Annotated in this window: 20 protein-coding genes; 12 read left to right on the plus strand and 8 right to left on the minus strand. The window is 60.6% G+C overall.

Annotated features, from left to right (window positions below; genetic code table 11):
• Positions 1-26 precede the first annotated feature (26 nt).
• Together dut and coaBC are read right to left on the minus strand one after the other, a co-directional pair.
• On the minus strand, positions 27-482 hold the full coding sequence (gene dut / locus LIX91_RS17635; RefSeq protein WP_003414011.1) for a dUTP diphosphatase: 456 nt from the start codon (positions 480-482) through the stop codon (positions 27-29).
• A gap of 6 nt (positions 483-488) precedes the next feature.
• On the minus strand, positions 489-1,697 hold the full coding sequence (gene coaBC, locus LIX91_RS17640; RefSeq protein WP_003414013.1) for a bifunctional phosphopantothenoylcysteine decarboxylase/phosphopantothenate--cysteine ligase CoaBC: 1,209 nt from the start codon (positions 1,695-1,697) through the stop codon (positions 489-491).
• Between the two features lie 135 nt (positions 1,698-1,832).
• On the opposite strand from coaBC, the gene radC reads away from it, so the two are divergent.
• Complete coding sequence (gene radC, locus LIX91_RS17645; RefSeq protein ID WP_032697584.1) at positions 1,833-2,507, plus strand: RadC family protein; 675 nt, start codon at positions 1,833-1,835, stop codon at positions 2,505-2,507.
• 152 nt (positions 2,508-2,659) lie between these two features.
• Here the strand turns inward: radC and LIX91_RS17650 are convergent, their stop codons facing one another.
• Entirely contained in the window at positions 2,660-4,246 is a 1,587-nt protein-coding gene (locus tag LIX91_RS17650) for an ABC transporter substrate-binding protein (RefSeq protein WP_226488868.1), read from the minus strand.
• A 364-nt stretch (positions 4,247-4,610) separates the two neighbouring features.
• Here LIX91_RS17650 and rpmB point away from each other — a divergent pair, with 364 nt between their 5' ends.
• Positions 4,611-4,844, plus strand: coding sequence for a 50S ribosomal protein L28 (rpmB, locus tag LIX91_RS17655; RefSeq protein ID WP_002551514.1), 234 nt, complete (start codon positions 4,611-4,613; stop codon positions 4,842-4,844).
• Between the two features lie 11 nt (positions 4,845-4,855).
• Positions 4,856-5,011, plus strand: a complete 156-nt coding sequence (rpmG, locus tag LIX91_RS17660) for a 50S ribosomal protein L33 (RefSeq protein WP_002551515.1) — start codon at positions 4,856-4,858, stop codon at positions 5,009-5,011.
• A gap of 81 nt (positions 5,012-5,092) precedes the next feature.
• Here the strand turns inward: rpmG and LIX91_RS17665 are convergent, their stop codons facing one another.
• Positions 5,093-5,461, minus strand: coding sequence for a cupin domain-containing protein (locus LIX91_RS17665; RefSeq protein WP_003403970.1), 369 nt, complete (start codon positions 5,459-5,461; stop codon positions 5,093-5,095).
• Positions 5,462-5,700: 239 nt separating this feature from the next.
• Here LIX91_RS17665 and LIX91_RS17670 point away from each other — a divergent pair, with 239 nt between their 5' ends.
• Positions 5,701-7,194, plus strand: coding sequence for an aldehyde dehydrogenase (locus tag LIX91_RS17670; RefSeq protein WP_003414021.1), 1,494 nt, complete (start codon positions 5,701-5,703; stop codon positions 7,192-7,194).
• 132 nt (positions 7,195-7,326) lie between these two features.
• Positions 7,327-8,475, plus strand: coding sequence for an MFS transporter (locus LIX91_RS17675; RefSeq protein ID WP_003414022.1), 1,149 nt, complete (start codon positions 7,327-7,329; stop codon positions 8,473-8,475).
• On the opposite strand, the gene LIX91_RS17680 is transcribed toward LIX91_RS17675, so the two are convergent.
• Both LIX91_RS17680 and LIX91_RS17685 read right to left on the minus strand, forming a co-directional pair.
• Positions 8,472-10,052, minus strand: a complete 1,581-nt coding sequence (locus LIX91_RS17680) for a phospholipase D family protein (protein WP_046236128.1) — start codon at positions 10,050-10,052, stop codon at positions 8,472-8,474. The two genes, LIX91_RS17675 and LIX91_RS17680, sit on opposite strands and share 4 nt — an antisense overlap.
• A gap of 72 nt (positions 10,053-10,124) precedes the next feature.
• The gene (locus LIX91_RS17685) at positions 10,125-11,546 is read right to left on the minus strand and encodes a PLP-dependent aminotransferase family protein (protein WP_003414024.1); all 1,422 of its coding nucleotides are present in this window, start codon (positions 11,544-11,546) and stop codon (positions 10,125-10,127) included.
• Positions 11,547-11,721: 175 nt separating this feature from the next.
• Here LIX91_RS17685 and LIX91_RS17690 point away from each other — a divergent pair, with 175 nt between their 5' ends.
• Complete coding sequence (locus LIX91_RS17690) at positions 11,722-11,973, plus strand: DUF1127 domain-containing protein (RefSeq protein ID WP_003414025.1); 252 nt, start codon at positions 11,722-11,724, stop codon at positions 11,971-11,973.
• Between the two features lie 4 nt (positions 11,974-11,977).
• Here the strand turns inward: LIX91_RS17690 and LIX91_RS17695 are convergent, their stop codons facing one another.
• Entirely contained in the window at positions 11,978-13,291 is a 1,314-nt protein-coding gene (locus LIX91_RS17695) for an NAD(P)/FAD-dependent oxidoreductase (RefSeq protein WP_103696927.1), read from the minus strand.
• Between the two features lie 105 nt (positions 13,292-13,396).
• Between LIX91_RS17695 and LIX91_RS17700 the strand changes: the two genes are divergently transcribed.
• On the plus strand, positions 13,397-13,750 hold the full coding sequence (locus LIX91_RS17700) for a YkgJ family cysteine cluster protein (protein ID WP_003314010.1): 354 nt from the start codon (positions 13,397-13,399) through the stop codon (positions 13,748-13,750).
• A 7-nt stretch (positions 13,751-13,757) separates the two neighbouring features.
• Here LIX91_RS17700 and dadR read toward each other — a convergent pair whose 3' ends face one another.
• The gene (gene dadR / locus LIX91_RS17705) at positions 13,758-14,246 is read right to left on the minus strand and encodes a transcriptional regulator DadR (protein ID WP_003314011.1); all 489 of its coding nucleotides are present in this window, start codon (positions 14,244-14,246) and stop codon (positions 13,758-13,760) included.
• A 157-nt stretch (positions 14,247-14,403) separates the two neighbouring features.
• Here dadR and dadA point away from each other — a divergent pair, with 157 nt between their 5' ends.
• From dadA to LIX91_RS17730, 5 genes are all read left to right on the plus strand, one after another.
• Entirely contained in the window at positions 14,404-15,705 is a 1,302-nt protein-coding gene (gene dadA, locus LIX91_RS17710; RefSeq protein ID WP_003414029.1) for a D-amino acid dehydrogenase, read from the plus strand.
• A complete protein-coding gene (locus LIX91_RS17715) occupies positions 15,677-16,030 on the plus strand; it encodes a RidA family protein (RefSeq protein WP_226488869.1) in 354 nt (117 codons plus the stop codon). The genes dadA and LIX91_RS17715 overlap by 29 nt, the downstream gene beginning before the upstream one ends.
• Positions 16,031-16,103: 73 nt before the next feature.
• Entirely contained in the window at positions 16,104-17,177 is a 1,074-nt protein-coding gene (gene alr / locus LIX91_RS17720; protein ID WP_226488870.1) for an alanine racemase, read from the plus strand.
• Between the two features lie 125 nt (positions 17,178-17,302).
• Positions 17,303-17,851, plus strand: a complete 549-nt coding sequence (locus tag LIX91_RS17725; RefSeq protein WP_181017164.1) for a cupin domain-containing protein — start codon at positions 17,303-17,305, stop codon at positions 17,849-17,851.
• A gap of 24 nt (positions 17,852-17,875) precedes the next feature.
• Positions 17,876-18,199, plus strand: coding sequence for a c-type cytochrome (locus LIX91_RS17730; protein ID WP_226488871.1), 324 nt, complete (start codon positions 17,876-17,878; stop codon positions 18,197-18,199).
• The last annotated feature ends 56 nt before the right edge of the window (positions 18,200-18,255 follow it).

Raw genomic sequence — 18,255 nt, forward strand, 5'->3', positions numbered from 1 at the left:
AACCCGGATTATGTGCCGAATGGCGATCAATGGCTGCCGGAATGACCGAAGCCGCCAGCGCCGCGCTGACTTTCGTCGAACGTTTCAACCAGCTCGAAATGCGCCTGTACGACCGGCACCAGGACCAATTGGGCGATGCGCTCGCCGACGGCAATGTTGAAAGCCGTCTGGCCGCGGTTCCAGCAGGAGACCATCAGTTCGCCTTGATAATCGGAGTCGATCAGACCCACCAGATTGCCCAGCACGATGCCGTGTTTATGGCCCAGGCCGGAGCGCGGCAGGATCAGCGCGGCAAGGCCCGGATCGCCAATGTAAATCGACAGGCCGGTAGGGATCAGCAGGGTCTGGCCCGGCTCAAGGACCGTGTCTTCCTTGAGCATGGCGCGCAGGTCCAGGCCAGCCGAGCCGACAGTGGCGTAGGCCGGCAGCGGGAATTCGTTGCCAATGCGAGGGTCGAGGATCTTGGCTTGTAGAGCGTGCATTCGTAGTTAAACCTGATTCATGCGGTCGGCGATAAAAGTGACCAGCTGGCGAGCGATCTTGGCCTTGCTGGTCTGGGCGAAAAGCGTTGCGTGCAACCCTCGGTCAATCACGCTGCAGGCGTTTTCCTCACTGTTGAAGCCAATGCTCGGGTTAGCGACATCGTTGGCGACAATCAGGTCGAGGTTCTTGTCCTTGAGCTTGCGGGCAGCGTAGTCGAGCAGGTGTTCGGTCTCGGCGGCAAAGCCGACACTGAAGGGGCGATCCGGGCGGGTTGCGATGGTCGCCAGAATATCCGGATTGCGCACCATCTGCAGCAGCAAGCCATCACCGTTCGAAGGATCTTTCTTCAATTTGTGCGGGGCAACGACTTCCGGGCGGTAGTCGGCCACGGCTGCCGAGGCGATGAACAGGTCGCAGGGGATGGCCGCCTCACACGCTGCCAGCATGTCGCGGGCGCTGACCACGTCGATGCGCGAGACGCGATCAGGCGTAGGCAGGTTGACCGGCCCGGTGATCAGCGTGACGCGGGCGCCAGCTTCCACCGCCGCTTCGGCCAGGGCAAAGCCCATTTTTCCCGAGCTGTGGTTGGTGATGTAGCGCACCGGGTCGATGTTTTCCTGGGTCGGGCCTGCGGTGATCAGCACATGCTTGCCGGTCAGGGTCAGGCGCTGGAAGCAGTCGGCCGCGCACTGGGCCAGGTCGTCGGCCTCCAGCATGCGCCCGAAGCCGACATCGCCACACGCCTGGCTGCCGGATGCCGGCCCGAACACACGAAAATCGCGCTCTTCGAGCAGGCGGGTATTGGCCTGCACGGAAGCGTCACGCCACATCGCCTGGTTCATCGCCGGGGCGATGGCGACAGTCGCGTCGGTGGCCAGCACGATGGTGGTCAGCAGGTCGTTGGCGATGCCTTGCGCCAGGCGCGCGATGAGGTCGGCGGTGGCCGGTGCGATGAGGATCAGGTCGGCCCATTTGGCCAGTTCGATATGGCCCATCGCGGCCTCGGCGGCCGGATCGAGAAGGTCCAGGTGCACGGGGTGCCCGGACAGGGCCTGCATGGTCAGAGGGGTGATGAACTCTGCGCCGCCCCGGGTCATGACCACACGCACTTCAGCGCCCTGATCGCGCAGGCGGCGGACCAGCTCAGCGCTCTTGTAGGCCGCGATGCCGCCGCCGACGCCAAGAACGATGCGTTTTCGATACAGCCGCTGCATAGACCTGCCTTTTTGGTCGAGTGAACACACGACGGCCATGACGCCTCCCCAGGCCAGATCGTCGTGCAAAAAAGATGGGCTAAGATAGCACAGCGACCGCACCGGAACAGCGGTGCCCAATCACATGGAGGTGCTATGAGTATTCGCAGTTGGCCCGCGGCTGAACGCCCCCGGGAACGCTTGTTGGAGTTGGGGGCGGCGAGCCTTTCCGACGCCGAGTTGCTGGCTATCTTTTTACGCACCGGCGTGGCCGGAAAAAGCGCTGTAGACCTTGCGCGTCATCTGCTGAATCAATTTGACGGGCTCAGACCGTTACTGGATGCGGATCTGTCGGCATTCACCTCGCAACTGGGGCTTGGGCCCGCCAAGTTCGCGCAGTTGCAGGCGGTCATGGAAATGGCGCGTCGGCACATGGCCGAGTCCCTGCGCCGTGAATCAGCGCTGGAAAACCCGACCCAGGTCCGCAGCTATCTCAAGGCCCTGCTGCGGCATGAGCCGCACGAAGTCTTCGGCTGTCTGTTTCTCGATACCAAACACCGGGTCATGACCTTCGAGATATTGTTTCGCGGGACGATCAACGCGTCCTACGTGCACCCGCGCCAGGTGGTAAAGCGGGCCATTGCGCACAACGCTGCCTGCCTGATCCTCTGCCACAACCATCCTTCCGGTATCACCACGCCCAGCCGTTCCGACATCGACCTGACCAAGCGCCTCAAGGAAGCACTGATGCTGGTGGATGTGCATGTGCTTGATCACGTGATCGTGGGAGACGGCGAGCCACTGTCGATGGTGGAACGCGGGTTGATGTAGCGAGCTGTGCGAAGAACTGACGCAGAGCGACGGGCGCGACTCGGTTTATCGTTCCCACGCTCTGCGTCCGGTCTTCCCGGTCTTGAGGTGGGTCGTGCCAATGCAGGCATTGGCACGACATCACACACAGACGCCAAGGTCAGTCTGGCGACTTACTTGACCTGCACCTTGTAGAAATCCTGCCTGCCGAACGGGCTGACCTGATAGCCAGCGACATCCTTGCGTACCAGGGCTGCAGCCGTCGGGTGGGCGAGGGGGAGCCACAGTGCCTGCTGTTGAATCTGTTGCTGAGCCTGGTGATACAGCTTGCTGCGTTCGGTCTGATCACTGACTGATTTGCCGTCTGCGATCAGCTTGTCCAGTGTCTTGTCGCAATAGCGGGCGAAGTTGGTGCCCGACTGCACGGCCGCACACGAGAACTGCGGGGTCAGGAAGTTATCCGGGTCGCCATTGTCGCCCGCCCAGCCCATGAACAGCAGGTCATGCTCGCCCGCCTTGGCGCGGCGAATCAGCTCGCCCCATTCGATGATCTTGATCTCGGCATTGATGCCGATCTGTTTCAAGTCAGCCTGTAGCAATTGAGCGCCCAGGCTCGGGTTCGGGTTCAGCAGGCTCCCGGATGGTCGCGCCCAGATGGTGGTCTTCAAGCCCTCTTTTACACCGGCCTTGGCCAGCAGCGCCTTGGCCTTGGCAACATCGTGCTGATAGCCGGGCAGGTCCTTGGCGTAACTCCAGGTGTTGGGCGGGTAAGGACCATTGGCCTTTTCAGCGGTGCCTTCGAACACGGCTTTCAGGTAGTTGTCTTTGTCGAACGCCAGGTTGATGGCCTGGCGAACTTCCGGCTTGTCGAACGGTGGATGCTGGCTGTTGATCGCGACAAATGCGGTCATGAACGCTTCAGTCTTCTCGACCTTGAGCGATTTGTCCTCGCTGGCTGCCTTTATATCCAGGGGCTTGGGCGAGAGCGCTATCTGGCACTCATCCTGACGGATTTTCTGCAGGCGCACATTGGCGTCCGGGGTGATGGCATACACCAGTGTGTCGATATCAGACTTGCCGGCGAAGTAATCGTCGAACGCCTCATAGCGCACCGCGGCATCTTTCTGGAAGCGCTTGAACACGAACGGCCCGGTGCCGATCGGCTGACTGTTGAGTTTCTCTGGAGTGCCCGCCTTCAACAACTGCGCGGTATATTCGGCTGAGTAGATGGAGGCGAAACCCATGCTCAGCGTGGCCAGGAAGGTCGAGTCCGCATGGTTGAGCGTGAAGCGCACGGTGTGTGCGTCAGGCGCTTCGATGCTCTTGATCAAGGCGGGCAACTGCATGGACTGCGCATGCGGAAAACCGCTCTGGGCGATCTTGTGCCACGGGTTCTGCGGGTCGAGCATGCGCTGGAAGCTGAACAGCACGTCATCCGCGCTCAGCTCGCGAGTTGGCTTGAAATAATCGGTGGTATGGAATTTCACTCCGGGGTGCAGCTTGAAGTCGTAAGTCAGGCCGTCTTTGGACACGGTCCAGCTTTCTGCCAGGCTCGGCACCAGCTTGCCGCTCTTGGCATCGAAGTCCACAAGGCGGTTCATCAGCACGTCGGCCGATGCGTTGGTGGTGGTCAGCGAGTTGTACTGTACAACGTCGAAACCCTCGGGGCTGGCTTCGGTGCAGACCACAAGGTTCGATGCCTGGGCAGCGACGGGAAGCAGGAATGGAACGAGTAAAAAAGGGAGTGCAGCTAGGCGCATGGCGTTATTTCCTGTTCAGAAAGGGCCCCATCTGCCGGCGCAGTCTGGTGAGGGACTAACCCTAGACCATGTACTGGCGCAGAACAATCGTCATGGAGCGACGAGCGGTCGATTTGCCTGTGCCCCCGCAGTGCTTGAGCATACCGCTGCGCGAGGCGTGATCATTCGGGTCAAAGTGCTTTGCCTGTTGTTGTGCCCGAGGCTTTCTGGTATAAAGCAGCGCTCTTTTCTAGGGGCCCGGTTCCTTCACTGTAGGTGTAGCCGGTAAGACCCTTAAAGAAACGCGGCGCCTGGCGCCAAATGACTGAGAGATTAAGCGGCCAACCCATGCCGGGTTGGGCATGTGGTTTTAGAGGGCTGAGGCATGTCGAGAGTATGTCAAGTTACCGGTAAGGGTCCGGTGACTGGGAATAACATTTCCCACGCAAACAACAAAACCCGTCGTCGTTTCCTGCCAAACCTGCAGCATCACCGCTTCTGGGTTGAAGGCGAGAAGCGTTTTGTTCGTCTGCGCGTATCTGCTAAAGGCATGCGTATCATCGACAAGCGTGGCATTGAAGTTGTGCTCGCTGAACTGCGTCGCGACGGCAAAATTTAAGGGAGAAAATCATGCGTGAATTGATCCGTTTGGTGTCGAGCGCTGGTACAGGCCATTTCTACACCACCGACAAGAACAAACGTACTACCCCGGATAAAATCGAAATCAAAAAATTCGATCCGGTTGTACGCAAGCACGTGATCTACAAAGAAGGCAAAATCAAGTAATTGATTCTGTCGGCTACAAAAAAACCCGCTCTGGCGGGTTTTTTTGTGCCTGCGCTCCTGGCGTCGCTGCCAGGGCGGTATTTATTTATCTGCAGCCGCCTCAAACACCACATAAATCTTGCGGCATGTTTCCAGCACCTCCCAGGTACCCTTGAAGCCTGCCGGGATCACGAAACGGTCGCCTGCGCGCAGGGTTTTCGCGTGGCCCTGCTCGTCGCGCAGGACTGAAACACCCTGCACAATCTCGCAATACTCATGCTCTGAATAATTCACCTGCCACTGCCCGGGCTCGCCATTCCAGACGCCCGCGCTCATCTGTCCGCAGGGGCTGTTGTAGTGGTTGTAGAGGGTTTGTGCCGGATCGCCCTTGAAGACCTTTTCCGGTGCAGGGCGATAGTGCTCGGCGGCGGTGCTGGCTTCACTGAAGTCGACGATGCTTTCGATGCTCATGATGGGCCCCTTGTCCTGAATGCGTTGAAGGTTTGACGTGCGTGCAGTGCGTTAGTGCCTCGGCGCGCGTGCGGAGCTGTTTAATAAAATCAACATAAAAGCACCGTAGCGGCTATTTATGTCAAATATATTGGTTTTGTCGGGCCGCTGGTTTAGGGTAACGGCCGTCCTGAAAAATTTCAGATTGTGTCTTTAATCAACCATGACACACCCACATTCAACAAGAGGAGGACATGCAAATGACCACCCTGACTCGTGCTGACTGGGAGCAACGCGCCCAGAATTTGAAGATCGAAGGCCGTGCCTTCATTCAAGGTGAATACACCGCAGCCTCCTCCGGCGAGACGTTTGACTGCATTAGCCCGGTCGATGGCCGGATGCTTGCCAAGGTTGCCAGCTGCGACACCGCTGACGCACAACGCGCGGTCGACAGTGCGCGCAGCGCCTTCAACTCCGGTGCCTGGTCGCGACTGGCTCCGGCCAAGCGCAAGGAAACGATGATCCGTTTCGCCGAGCTGCTCAAGCACAATGCCGAAGAGCTGGCGCTGCTTGAAACCCTGGACATGGGCAAGCCGATTGGCGACTCGTTCGGTGTCGACATTCCCGGTGCCGCCAGAGCCCTGAGCTGGAGCGGCGAGGCGATCGATAAACTGTATGACGAAGTCGCGGCAACGCCTCATGACCAACTGGGTCTGGTAACGCGCGAGCCGGTGGGTGTCGTGGCCGCCATCGTGCCATGGAATTTTCCGCTAATGATGGCCTGCTGGAAGCTGGGTCCTGCGCTGTCCACTGGCAACTCGGTCGTCCTCAAGCCATCGGAAAAATCTCCGCTGACGGCCATTCGTATCGCACAACTGGCCATCGAGGCTGGCATTCCTGCGGGCGTGCTCAACGTACTGCCTGGCTATGGCCACACCGTCGGCAAGGCGCTTGCCCTGCATATGGATGTGGACACTGTGGTGTTCACCGGCTCGACCAAGATCGCCAAGCAGCTGATGATCTATGCGGGCGAATCGAACATGAAGCGCGTGTGGCTGGAAGCCGGTGGCAAGAGCCCGAATATCGTCTTTGCCGACGCGCCTGATCTGCAGGCCGCCGCCAGCGCAGCCGCCAGCGCGATTGCCTTCAACCAGGGCGAAGTGTGTACCGCCGGTTCGCGCCTGCTGGTCGAGCGCTCCATCAAGGATCGCTTCCTGCCGATGGTGATCGAGGCGCTCAGTGCCTGGAAGCCCGGCAATCCGCTGGACCCTGCGACCACCGTGGGCGCGCTGGTTGATACCCAGCAGATGAACACCGTGTTGTCCTATATCGAAGCGGGCCACACCGATGGCGCCAAGCTGGTTGCGGGCGGCAAGCGCATCCTGCAGGAAACCGGCGGCACCTATGTCGAGCCGACCATTTTCGATGGTGTGAACAATGCGATGAAAATCGCTCAGGAAGAAATCTTCGGCCCGGTGCTTTCGGTGCTGACGTTCGATACGGCCGAAGAGGCGATCCAGATCGCCAACGACACGCAGTATGGCCTGGCGGCTGCCGTATGGACCGCGAACATCTCCAAGGCGCACCTGACCGCCAAGGCTTTGCGCGCAGGCAGCGTATGGGTCAACCAGTACGACGGCGGCGACATGACCGCACCGTTCGGTGGCTTCAAACAGTCGGGCAATGGTCGTGACAAGTCGCTGCATGCGTTCGACAAATACACCGAGCTGAAGTCGACCTGGATCAAGCTGTAGTCATTTGCCGATTGCTCCGAGGCTCTGCCCTCGGAGCATTGGCACGATGGGGTCTCAAGATTGATCATCGCGCCACACAGGATTTGTACAAGGCGATAAGCGCGTAGCGCAGCGCCGGGCAGGAGCGTGGAAATGCGTTGGGGGACTTATTTTGCTGTGCTGGCGTCCGTGCTGGGCGTCGGTCTGGCAATGGGCGTCAGCATGCCGCTGGTTTCATTGCGGCTGGCAGGCTGGGGCTATGGCTCGTTTGCCATTGGTATCATGGCGGCGATGCCTGCGGTGGGCGTGCTGCTCGGCGCGGCGCTGGCCAGTCGTCTGGCGGCGCGCTTCGGCACGGCCAATCTCATGCGCCTGTGCTTATGGGCCGGGGCGGTTTCGGTCGGTGCGCTGGCGCTGCTGCCGTATTACTGGATCTGGCTGGTCTTGCGCCTGATGCTCGGGGTGATTCTGACCATCGTCTTCGTGCTGGGGGAAAGCTGGATCAATCAGTTGGTCATCGAGCGCCTGCGCGGGCGTCTGGTGGCGCTGTATGGCAGCACCTACGCATTGAGTCAACTGGCAGGTCCGCTGCTGCTGGGCGTGATCGGCACCCAGGCCGACTATGGTTTCTGGATTGGTGTCGCGCTGCTGGTCGGCTCACCGTTTCTGCTGCTGGGGCGTACCGGCGCGCCGTCGACCGAATCCTGCAACGTGACGTTTGCCGATCTGTCCGGCTTCTGTCGCGGCATGCCTGCGATCGCCTGGGCGGTCGCCCTGTTCGCTGCGTTCGAAGCGCTGATCCTCACCCTGTTGCCGCTGTACTGCATACGCCACGGCTTCACCCCGGAAATCGCCCTGATCATGGTCAGCGTGGTGGTGGTCGGTGATGCGCTGCTGCAACTGCCGATCGGCATGCTCGCCGACCGCATTTCACGTCGTGCGATGTTCACCGGCTGTGCCGCCTTGCTGCTGGCGTCGAGCCTGCTGGTGCCATTGCTGATCGACACTGTTCTGATCTGGCCGCTGTGGACCGTCTTCGGTGCCAGTGCCGGCGGGCTGTTTACCCTGTCGCTGATTCTGATCGGCGAACGCTATCGCGATGACTCGCTGGTCCGCGCCAACGCACATGTGGCGCAACTGTGGGGCATCGGCTGCCTGCTCGGCCCGTTGATAGCCGGCGCGGGCAGCCAGTGGGTCAGCGGTGAGGCCTTGCCGCTGATGATGGCTGCCGGTGCCTTGGGTCTGCTGATACTGATCCGGCGACGCGGCGCGTTCGGGGATGCGCAGGCTGCGCCCGCTTAAAGCATTCTTTCCAGGCCGATGGCGCGGCTCATCCATGCGTTGAAACGTCGCCACCAGTCGCCCGGTTCGGTATGCAGGGTGTGGATCTGGCCGTTGTCTTCGGTCACCCACACCACTTTGCCGTCCTCCAGCCGCGCTTCGTAGGTGAGCGACGGGGCCATGCCCTGCAAGGTCAGTTCGCGCAGTTGCTCGGCCAGTTGCGGGCTGTCGACCAGTACGCCCACTTCGGTGTTCCACAGCACAGAGCGCGGGTCGAAGTTGAATGAGCCGACAAAGACTTTCTGTCGATCGAAGATCATCGCCTTGCTGTGCAGGCTCGATTCGGAACTGACCAGAGAATGGCTTTTCTTGAACAGATGCGGGCCGCTGCCGCGCATCGTCTCGGTATCGCCAGGCTGCCGGCGCAGCTCGAACAGCTTCACGCCATGCTCCAGCAGTGCCTTGCGGTACGGCGCATAGCCGCCATGCACGGCAGGCACGTCGGTGGCTTCCAGAGAGTTGGTCAGCAGGCTGACATTGACGCCGGCATCGGCCCGGCCGGTCAGGTACAGCAAGCCTTCCTGACCCGGTACAAAGTAGGCCGAGATCAGCATCAGTTCCTTGTGAGTGTTCAGCAGTTCAGGCGCCAGTTGCGTGGTCAGCAGCAGGTGCGGATCAGGCTCGCCCTGCGCCAGAACCTTGGTCGGTGCGTCCCATAGCGCCTGGTTGTATGCCCAGACCAGTTCGTTGAGCCAGGTTTTCATGCGCGGCTGGGTCTTGTACGCCATCAGTCGCTCATACAGCGCCTTGTGCTGCTGGTGCGCCTGCTCCAGAGAGTCATCCAGCTTGCGCCGGGCCTCGGCCAGATCCTCGCCGTCGGGCAGGAAATAGATGAACTCACCGATAGGCTTGCTGAGCGTGCTGTTCCAGTACTGGTCGAAGCTGTGGCCGAGCTGTTCGGCCACTGGCCCCACGCTGAGCATGTCGATATCGGTGAAGTTCAGGTTCGGCTCGGCATCGAAGTATTCATCGCCCAGGTTGCGCCCGCCGACGATGGCCACACTGCTGTCGGCCAGCCATAGCTTGTTGTGCATGCGCCGGTGCTGGCGCGACAGGTTCATCAGGCGCCCGAGGCTGCGGGTGATGCCGGTCTCGCGCCCCAGGTTTTGCGGGTTGAACAGGCGAATCTGGATGTTCGGGTGAGCGGCGAGGGTGGCGATGGCCTGATCCAGGCCGTCGCTGGTGGTGTCGTCCAGCAGGATGCGCACACGAACGCCACGGTCTGCCGCCTTGAGCAGTTCGTCGATCAGGGCGCGCGTGCTCAGGCCGTCGTGGACGATGTAATACTGCAGATCAAGGCTGCTTTTGGCGTTGCGGATCAGTTCGGCGCGAGCCTTGAAAGCGTCACTGCTGTCAGGCAGCAGGCGAAAGCCCGAACGCCCTTCGTGCGGCATGGCCATGGCCTGGATCGAGCGGCCGAACGCGGAGCCTGAAGACGGCATGGCCTGGCTTGGCTCACTGGTGATCTGTTGATGCGCACAACCGCTGACGCACAACGCAACCAGCAAGCAAAAGGGCAAGGCCCATGAGTTATTCAAATTGATCTTCCGCGTCTGGACATGGCTCGACTTGGCGATATGACCCACAAAACCGGGAAAGATTTGCCCGCATCAGTCAGTTTGCGCATTCAGTAGGGCAATTGTCTCGCCCACGATACGCACAGCATTCTCGATTTCGCGGTTGGGTTTGGCCGCGAAGTTCATGCGCATGCAGTTGCGGTACTTGCCCGATGCCGAAAAGATACTCCCCACCGCAATCTGCACACCCTTGCCCAGCAAGGCGCGGTTCAGGCGCAGGGTGTCGAAGCCTTCGGCCAGTTCCACCCACAGCATGAAGCCGCCTTGTGGCCGGCTGGCGCGGGTGCCTTCAGGGAAATAGCGCATCACCCAGTCGATCATCTGGTCGCGACTGCGCTGGTATTGGCTGCGCATGCGCCGCACGTGAGGCTCGTAATGGCCGCCTTCGATGAAGTCGGCGATGGCCAGCTGCGGCTGCGGGGCGGTCGAGCCGGTGCCGATGTATTTCATGTGCAGCACCTGCTCCAGATAGCGACCCGGCGCTACCCAGCCGATCCGCAGCCCCGGTGCCAATGTCTTGGAAAACGAACTGCACAGCAGGACGCGACCGTCTTCGTCGAAGGATTTGATGGTGCGCGGACGAGGGTAGTTGTAGGCCAGGTCGCCATACACATCATCCTCGATGATCGCCACGTCGAAGCGCTGCGCCAGGGTCAGCAGTGCCCGCTTGCGTGCTTCGGGCATGACATAACCCAGCGGGTTGTTGCAGTTGGGCGTCAGCTGAATGACCTTGATCGGCCATTGCTCCAGCGCCAGTTCCAGCGCTTCGAGGCTGATGCCGGTCAGCGGGTCGGTAGGGATTTCCATGGCTTTCATGCCCACGCCCTTGAGCGTCTGCATGGCGCCGAAGAAGCTCGGCGAGTCCACCGCCACGATGTCCCCCGGCGAGCAGATGGCCCGGACACTGGCTGACAGCGCTTCATGACAGCCATTGGTGACGATCAGGTCATTGGCGGTCAGGTTGCAGCCCGAGTCGAGCATCAGCCGGGCAATCTGTTCGCGCAGCCTGCGCACGCCGTAGATGTTGTCGTAATACAGCCCCGGCATGTCCTGATGGCGACTCAACTGACTCAGCGCGCGCATCAGCGGTTTCAGGGTCGGGCTGGTGACATCGGGCATGCCGCGCCCCAGTTGCGTGACGGCCTCAAGAGGGGCGACGCGAATCAGGTCCAGCACCTGATCCCATTGAGAGATATCCACAGGCCGCTGCACTGGCCTGCCGACCGCTGGCAGTGCAGGGGCTTTTCGGCTGACCGAGACGAAATAGCCGGATTTAGGTTTCGGCGCGGCCAGGCCATTGTCTTCCAGCACCCGATACGCCTGCTGCACGGTGCTCAGACTGACGCCATGTTCGACGCTCAACGCGCGGACCGAGGGCAGGCGGTCGCCGGGGCGGTAGAAGCCGTTTTCGATGCGCGAGCCGAGCAGTTCGGCGAGGTTGACGTAGAGCGTCATGGCGTACTCTCAGGAAGTAAAGTGCGTTAAAGCAATACAGATTGGCCGGAAATATAGCATTCAGTAGCATTTTTTGATCATCTGTATGGAAAATATAAAAGACTTTTGAATCTGTATTGGTTTTGCTGTTCGCTTCATCATGGACCCACAGCCACCCAGGATGAGGGAACAGGACATGAACGGGTTCAGCGATGTGCGCCTTGTGCTTCACAGCCAGGAGTTGAATGAGTATCGGCCCGCGACGGTCAGAACCGTCCGCGCAAACAAGGTCGATCTGTTGGCAGGCATGGGGCGCTGGGCGCTGTACCGCCATCGCTGGGCATCGCGCCGCAGCTTGCTGACACTGACCGACGATCAGTTACGCGACATCGGCCTGGATTTTCGCCAGGCGCGGGTCGAGGCCATGAAGCCGTTCTGGAGGCCCTGAGCTTTTAGCGCAGCTCTTTGAGGCGGTGCCAGAGCATGCCCAATGCCAGCAGAGGCGAGCGCAAGTGCTTGCCGCCGGGAAAGGTCATGTGCGGCACTTTGGCGAACAACTCGAAGCCATCGCTGTGTTGCCCGGCGATGGCTTCGGCCAGCAGCCGTCCCGCCAGATGTGTGGCATTCAGACCGTGGCCCGAGTAGGCCTGCGCATAAAACACGTTGGGGTGCTGCTTGAGCCGGCCTATCTGCGGCAGGCGATTGGCGCCGATGCCGATCATCCCGCCCCACTGGTAATCGATCTTCACGGCGGCCAGTTGCGGGAACACATCGAGCATCTTCGGTCGCATGTACGCGGCAATGTCCTGAGGGTCACGCCCCGAGTAATGGCAGGCACCGCCGAACAGCAAGCGGCGGTCGGCAGACAGCCTGTAGTAATCCACTGTCACCCGCTGATCGCAGACCGCCATGTCCTGCGGCAACACTTCACGGGCCTGCGCTTCGCTCAACGGCTCGGTGGCGATGATGTAGCTGCCGGCAGGCAATACCTTGCCGCTGATTTCCGGATTCAAGTCATTAAGGTAGGCGTTGCAACCCAGCACCAGCGTCTGCGCCTGCACCGAGCCGCCAGCCGTATGCACCCTGACCTGCGGGCCATAATCGATGCTCGTCACCGCTGAATGCTCGAACAACTGAACGCCGAGCGACTGCGCCACAGCCGCTTCGCCCAAGGCCAGGTTCAACGGATGCAAATGCCCCGAGCCCATGTCGATCAGGCCGCCGACATAGCGCGATGAGCCCACCACGCTGTGCATCTCTTCGGCTTGCAGCAACTGCAGTGCATGGCGATAACCCAGGCTGCGCAACTCTTCTGCGTCTTCGGCAAGGCTGTGCAGGTCGCGCGGTTTGTTGGCCAGATCGCAATAACCCCACTTCAGGTCGCAATCGATAGCATGCCGTTCGATGCGCTGACGCACGATCTCGACGGCCTCGATGCCCAGCAGCTTGAGCTGCCGCACGCCTTCGCTGCCGATGACATTGGCGAACTGTTCGAGACCATGACCGACCCCGCGAATCAACTGGCCGCCGTTGCGCCCGCTGGCCCCCCAGCCGATCTTGCGCGCTTCGAGCAGCGCAACGCTGAACCCGCGCTCGGCCAGTTCGATGGCGGTGTTGAGGCCGGAGAATCCACCGCCGACCACGCACACATCCACCTTCACCTCACCTTGCAGCGCAGGATGATCCGCTTGCGCATGGCTGCTGGCGGCGTAGTAGGAAGCAGCGTGCAGATCGTGACGAGTCGAGTGCTGAACGCGGGCGTTCATGAGCGTGTCCTGTTGGTGGCGGATGGCGTGTCGGGAGGATAAGCCGCTGTCATGAGCCTGCCAACTGAGGCAAACTCTCGGCCTTGTGTAGGAGTGGTCGAGTCAATGAGCTGCAACCGTCAGAAAATAGCGGATCTGCGTCGCCAGATTCCTTCGTTCGAGTGTGTGCCTGGCTGCCACGACTGCTGTGGGCCGGTGACCACGTCGCCCGAAGAAATGTCGCGTCTGCCGCGCAAGACGGCTGCCGAACAGGACGCTGCGCTTGACGAACTCAATTGCGTGCACCTGGGGCCGCAAGGCTGCACCGTGTATGACGAGCGTCCGCTGATCTGCCGCCTGTTCGGCACCACCGCAAGCCTGCCCTGCCCGAATGGACGTCGCCCGGTCGAGTTGATCCATCCCCGGGTCGAAAAGCAGATTCATGAGTATATGGCCTCGACCCGGCAAGTCCTGGTATAGCGAGCAATCAGTCGGGAATCGGCAGATTCAGGCTCTCTTTGACTTCCTCCATAACGATGTAGCTCTTGGACTCACGTACGTGCGGCAGTTTGAGCAGGATATCGCCCAGCAGTTTGCGGTAGGACGCCATTTCGGAAATCCGCGCCTTGACCAGATAGTCGAAGTCGCCTGACACCAGGTGGCACTCCAGCACATGGGGAAGCTTCAGCACGGCACGGCGGAATTCTTCGAAGGTGTCGCCAGACTTGTAGTCCAGGCTGATTTCGACGAATACCAGCAGGCTGGCCTTGAGGCTTTGCGGGTTCAGTCGGGCGGTGTAGCCCATGATGATCCCCTCGCGCTCCAGCCTGCGCACCCGTTCGGTACAAGGCGTGGTAGACAGGCCGACCCGCTCGCCAAGCTCGGTGAACGAGATGCGCCCGTCGGCCTGCAGGATGCGCAGAATATTGCGATCGATCTTGTCCAGTTCACGATTTGACTGGTGTTGAGTGCGCACGGGTCATTTCCCCTCTAGCAAAGCGTTTATCGCCGCGAATAAAAACTGAATATAGATCTTTATACAGTGAGAAGCACTGCCCATTGCTCAATATACTGCGCACATCCTTGCTTAAAACTTCGAATTATCAGCGGATATCCGCGATGAGGTCATCGACATGCGCGTTCTGGTCCTGGGTAGTGGCGTCATCGGTACAACCAGTGCTTATTATCTGGCGCGTGCCGGTTTCCAGGTGACCGTCGTTGACCGTCAGCCGGCTGCTGCCATGGAAACCAGTTTTGCCAATGCCGGCCAGGTTTCTCCCGGCTATGCCTCGCCATGGGCTGCGCCGGGTGTTCCGCTCAAAGCGCTCAAATGGCTGCTGCAGCGTCATGCGCCATTGGCGATCAAGGCAACGGCAGATATCGATCAGTACCTGTGGATGGCGCAAATGCTGCGCAACTGCACGGCCAGCCGCTATGCCATCAATAAAGAGCGCATGGTACGCCTGTCCGAATACAGCCGCGATTGCCTGGATGAACTGCGCCTCGAGACCGGCATTGCCTACGAAGGGCGCAGCCTGGGCACCACACAGTTGTTCCGTACCCAGGCCCAGTTGGATAACGCTGCCAAGGACATCGCCGTGCTCGAGCAGTCCGGTGTGCCCTATGAACTGCTGGACCGCGAAGGCATTGCCCGGGTCGAGCCCGCATTGGCCGGCGTGACCGGCATCCTCAGTGGCGCGTTGCGCCTGCCCAATGACCAGACCGGTGACTGTCAGCTGTTCACCACGCGCCTGGCGGAAATGGCCGTCGCGCTGGGAGTCGAGTTCCGCTACGGGCAGAACATCGAACGCCTCGATCACGCAGGCGACAGCATCAATGGCGTGTGGATCGACGGCAAGCTCGAGACCGCTGATCGTTACGTGCTGGCGCTGGGCAGTTACTCGCCGCAGTTGCTCAAGCCGTTGGGCATCAAGGCGCCGGTCTATCCGCTGAAGGGCTATTCGCTGACCGTGCCGATCACCAACCCGGACATGGCGCCGACTTCGACCATTCTCGATGAAACCTATAAAGTCGCGATCACCCGTTTCGACAACCGGATCCGCGTCGGCGGCATGGCGGAAATCGCCGGTTTTGACCTGTCGCTCAATCCGCGTCGACGCGAAACACTGGAGATGATCGTCGGTGACCTCTATCCTCAGGGCGGCGACCTGACCCAGGCCGATTTCTGGACCGGGTTGCGTCCGACCACGCCCGACGGCACACCGATTGTGGGTGCGACACCGTTCCGTAACCTGTTCCTCAATACCGGCCATGGCACTTTGGGCTGGACGATGGCGTGTGGTTCCGGTCGTTTGCTGGCAGACCTCATCGCCCGCAAGACACCCCGTATCAGTGCTGAAGGCCTTGATATCTCTCGTTACGGCAACACTCAGGAGAATGCACAGCATGTCAATCCAGCGCCAGCTCACCAATGAGCGCATGAGTCAGGTCGTTGTCCACAATGGCACCGTCTATCTGTCGGGCCAGGTCGGCAATGACATGACTGCGGGTGTCGAGCAGCAGACCCAAGAGGTTCTGAACAGCATCGAGCGCCTGCTCGACCTGGCCGGCACCGACAAGACGCGTATCCTGTCGGTCACCATTTACCTGAAAGACATCGACGCCGACTTCGCCGGCATGAACAGCGTCTGGGACAAATGGCTGCCCAAGGGTTTCGCGCCTGCACGCGCAACGGTCGAGGCCAAGCTGTGCGAGCCGGAAATCCTCGTTGAACTGTCGGTGGTTGCCGCGCTGCCCTGACCCTTTTTGCCCGGCGCGTCCCCGCGTCGGGTTGATCGTCCCCTTCCATTCTTTCAGGCAAGTAAACGTCATCATGCGTCCAGCTCGCGCCTTTATCGATCTTCAGGCACTGCGTCACAACTACCAATTGGCCCGTGAAAACAGCGGCGGCAAAGCGCTCGCCGTCGTCAAGGCCGATGCCTACGGTCACGGCGCGGTGCGCGTCGCTCGGGCACTGGAGTCACAGGCCGACGGTTTTGCAGTGGCCTGCATTGAAGAAGCGCTAGAGCTGCGCGCGGCAGGTATCCGTGCGCCTGTCCTGCTGCTCGAAGGCTTTTTCGAGGCCGACGAGCTGGCGCTGATTGTCGAGCATGACCTGTGGACCGTTGTACACGCGACCTGGCAACTGGAAGCTATCGAGCAGGCGCGCGTGGGCAAGCCGATAACGGTGTGGCTCAAGCTCGACACTGGCATGCACCGGGTTGGCCTGCATCCTCACGAGTACCAGGCGGCTTATCAGCGTCTGCTGGCAACCGGCAAAGTGGCCAGAATCGTGCTGATGAGCCACTTCTCCCGTGCCGACGAGCTGAACAGCGGCTGCAGTGATGAACAACTCGCGGTATTCGAGACCTTTCGCAAGGGGCTGGCAGCAGAAACCAGTCTGAAAAACTCCCCGGCGGTGCTGGGCTGGCCACAGATTCCGAGCGACTGGTCGCGCCCGGGCATCATGCTCTACGGTGCTACGCCGTTTGATCAGGCGCACCCGCTGGCTGATCGCCTGCAACCGGTGATGACCCTGGAATCGAAGATCATCAGCGTGCGTGAACTGCCCGTTGGTGAGCCCGTGGGCTATGGCGCGACATTTGTCTGTGACCGGCCGTCGCGTATCGGTGTTGTGGCGATGGGCTACGCCGACGGCTATCCGCGTCACGCGCCGACCGGCACCCCCGTGCAGATCGACGGCCAGCCATCCAGGCTGCTCGGACGCGTGTCCATGGACATGCTCTGCGTGGACCTCACCGATGTGCCGCAGGCCGGGCTCGGCAGCCGCGTCGAGCTGTGGGGCAAGCAGGTGCTCGCCAGTGAAGTGGCCCAGCGCGCGGAAACCATTCCCTACGAAATCTTCTGCAATCTGCGTCGCGTTCCGCGCATCTATTCCGAAGACTGATTCAGTCCTCTTTGCCCCAGGCCGCGTCAGGTCAGGTGTCTGTCGAAGTGTTGTAAATATCGAACGCTGTTGCCATGATGGCGTTTATATCGACTAGACCTGACAAAACCTGGGGGAATATCGCATTGGACGTGGGTGAACGACTGCAATCGATTCGCAAGCTCAAAGGCTTGTCCCAGCGTGAACTCGCCAAGCGCGCCGGTGTGACCAACAGCACCATCTCCATGATCGAAAAAAACAGCGTCAGCCCTTCGATCAGTTCGCTGCGCAAGGTGCTCGGCGGCATCCCCATGTCCATGGTCGAATTTTTCTCGGAAGAATCCGTGTCCGAAAACGCGGCTCAAGTGGTCTACAAGGCCAGCGAGCTGATTGATATATCGGACGGTGCCGTGACCATGAAGCTGGTCGGCAAATCGCATCAGGGCCGTGCCATTGCCTTTCTCACCGAGACCTACCCACCGGGTGCCGATACCGGCGAAGAAATGCTCGTTCACGAAGGTGAAGAGACCGGCATCCTCGTCGAGGGGCGGCTGGAACTGGTGGTCGGGCTGGATACCTACGTGCTCGAAGCAGGTGACAGCTATTATTTCGAAAGCACCCGGCCGCATCGTTTTCGTAACCCGTTCGACGTCCCGGCACGATTGATCAGTGCGGCCACCCCGGCCAATTTCTGACCTGTCCCTTACGATGAGTGACGCGTGAAACTGACCTGGAAGATTCTGAGCAGCGCAGGCGTTCTGGTGTTGTGGGCGTTCAATGCGCAAGCCGCAGATAGCGCCCGAGCCCCTGACGCCATCATCGCGGCGCATTGTGTCGCCTGCCACAGCGTCGGTCTGCTCAACGCGCCGAAGATCGGTGACACGGCGGCCTGGGAACAGCGCGCCCAGCAAAAAGGCGGCCTTGATGGATTGCTGGCCAGCACCATCAAAGGCCTCGGCATCATGCCCCCGAAAGGCACCTGCGGCGATTGCACAAACGACGAACTGAAGAGCGCTATCCAGAGCATGTCCGGGCTGAAGTGAGGTGCACCCTCGTTCCCGTGCCTGAGCGCCCGACGCTGTGCATACGTTTTGTGGGA

The sequence above is a fragment of the Pseudomonas sp. B20 genome, from assembly GCF_020515755.1.
In the GTDB taxonomy this organism is placed as follows: Bacteria; Pseudomonadota; Gammaproteobacteria; order Pseudomonadales; family Pseudomonadaceae; genus Aquipseudomonas; species Aquipseudomonas syringae.

Coding starts and splice junctions, on each gene's coding strand:
- LIX91_RS17715 (WP_226488869.1), top strand. CDS start 15,677: ATGTCAATCCAGCGCCAGCTCACCAATGAGCGCATGAGTCAGGTCGTT.
- LIX91_RS17665 (WP_003403970.1), bottom strand. CDS start 5,461: ATGAGCATCGAAAGCATCGTCGACTTCAGTGAAGCCAGCACCGCCGCC.
- LIX91_RS17670 (WP_003414021.1), top strand. CDS start 5,701: ATGACCACCCTGACTCGTGCTGACTGGGAGCAACGCGCCCAGAATTTG.
- coaBC (WP_003414013.1), bottom strand. CDS start 1,697: ATGCAGCGGCTGTATCGAAAACGCATCGTTCTTGGCGTCGGCGGCGGC.
- radC (WP_032697584.1), top strand. CDS start 1,833: ATGAGTATTCGCAGTTGGCCCGCGGCTGAACGCCCCCGGGAACGCTTG.
- alr (WP_226488870.1), top strand. CDS start 16,104: ATGCGTCCAGCTCGCGCCTTTATCGATCTTCAGGCACTGCGTCACAAC.
- LIX91_RS17695 (WP_103696927.1), bottom strand. CDS start 13,291: ATGAACGCCCGCGTTCAGCACTCGACTCGTCACGATCTGCACGCTGCT.
- dut (WP_003414011.1), bottom strand. CDS start 482: ATGCACGCTCTACAAGCCAAGATCCTCGACCCTCGCATTGGCAACGAA.
- dadA (WP_003414029.1), top strand. CDS start 14,404: ATGCGCGTTCTGGTCCTGGGTAGTGGCGTCATCGGTACAACCAGTGCT.
- rpmG (WP_002551515.1), top strand. CDS start 4,856: ATGCGTGAATTGATCCGTTTGGTGTCGAGCGCTGGTACAGGCCATTTC.
- LIX91_RS17700 (WP_003314010.1), top strand. CDS start 13,397: ATGAGCTGCAACCGTCAGAAAATAGCGGATCTGCGTCGCCAGATTCCT.
- LIX91_RS17690 (WP_003414025.1), top strand. CDS start 11,722: ATGAACGGGTTCAGCGATGTGCGCCTTGTGCTTCACAGCCAGGAGTTG.
- LIX91_RS17685 (WP_003414024.1), bottom strand. CDS start 11,546: ATGACGCTCTACGTCAACCTCGCCGAACTGCTCGGCTCGCGCATCGAA.
- rpmB (WP_002551514.1), top strand. CDS start 4,611: ATGTCGAGAGTATGTCAAGTTACCGGTAAGGGTCCGGTGACTGGGAAT.
- LIX91_RS17650 (WP_226488868.1), bottom strand. CDS start 4,246: ATGCGCCTAGCTGCACTCCCTTTTTTACTCGTTCCATTCCTGCTTCCC.
- LIX91_RS17675 (WP_003414022.1), top strand. CDS start 7,327: ATGCGTTGGGGGACTTATTTTGCTGTGCTGGCGTCCGTGCTGGGCGTC.